At 48.9% G+C, this 1,181-nt stretch carries 2 tRNA genes and 2 rRNA genes; all 4 read left to right on the top strand.

Annotated elements, in window-relative coordinates:
• Positions 1-209, top strand: a 16S ribosomal RNA gene (locus ACQ4WN_RS26175); the annotation flags it as partial.
• A 98-nt stretch (positions 210-307) separates the two neighbouring features.
• A tRNA-Ile gene (locus tag ACQ4WN_RS26170) sits at positions 308-384 on the top strand.
• A gap of 24 nt (positions 385-408) precedes the next feature.
• Positions 409-484 (top strand) — tRNA-Ala (locus tag ACQ4WN_RS26165).
• 238 nt (positions 485-722) lie between these two features.
• Positions 723-1,181: ribosomal RNA gene (locus tag ACQ4WN_RS26160) — 23S ribosomal RNA — on the top strand; the annotation flags it as partial.

Genomic DNA, 1,181 nt, shown 5'->3' with positions numbered 1-1,181 from the left:
GTTGGAATCGCTAGTAATCGCGGATCAGCATGTCGCGGTGAATACGTTCCCGGGTCTTGTACACACCGCCCGTCACACCATGGGAGCGGGTTTTACCAGAAGTAGGTAGCTTAACCGCAAGGAGGGCGCTTACCACGGTAGGATTCGTGACTGGGGTGAAGTCGTAACAAGGTAGCCGTATCGGAAGGTGCGGCTGGATCACCTCCTTTCTAGAGTTTGCACGAATCAGCAATGATTCACGCATCAAATGTTCACACTTATCGGCTGTTTAATTAAGAAGAAACAGTAGTCGTAGTAGTTCCGCGTTGGGGCTGTAGCTCAGCTGGTTAGAGCACCGTGTTGATAACGCGGGGGTCGTTGGTTCGAGTCCAACCAGCCCTACCAGTAAAAACCGAGTAGTAAATCTCAGGGGGATTAGCTCAGCTGGGAGAGCACCTGCTTTGCAAGCAGGGGGTCGTCGGTTCGATCCCGTCATCCTCCACCACGTTTTACTCGAAAGTGCAAACGTAAGCCGTCAGGTTTAGGTTTGATCTTTTAGCGATCAAAGCTGTTTCGTTCTTTAACAATCTGGAAGAAGTAAAGATTATTTATTGATCGGTTTGCCGTAAAAAGCAAATCGATGGGTAATGATTGTATGTATCAACAAACAAGCAACAACGTTGTACTTTCTTATCCCTGTAGCGCTCTTTGATTACTTCGGTAATCAGAGGCTAACGTTATAGGGACAAGCGAATAAGTGCACATGGTGGATGCCTTGGCGATTACAGGCGATGAAGGACGTAGTAGCTTGCGATAAGCTGCGGGGAGTGAGCAAACACACTTTGATCCGCAGATTTCCGAATGGGGCAACCCACCCTTTTAGGGTATTGCAACCTGAATACATAGGGTTGCAAGGCGAACGCGGCGAACTGAAACATCTAAGTAGCTGCAGGAAAAGAAATCAACCGAGATTCCCAAAGTAGCGGCGAGCGAAATGGGAAGAGCCTGTACGTGATAGTCGGACCGATAACAGAATCCTCTGGAAATAGGAGCCATAGTGGGTGATAGCCCCGTATGTGAAATCGGACCGGTGATACTAAGCGTACGACAAGTAGGGCGGGACACGTGACATCCTGTCTGAATATGGGGGGACCATCCTCCAAGGCTAAATACTCGTAATCGACCGATAGTGAACCAGTACC

This window comes from Janthinobacterium pasteuri (assembly GCF_051380775.1).
GTDB lineage: Bacteria > Pseudomonadota > Gammaproteobacteria > Burkholderiales > Burkholderiaceae_D > Janthinobacterium.
Note: the sequence above shows the minus strand (reverse complement) of the source record. Positions and strands in the feature narration are given on the sequence as shown.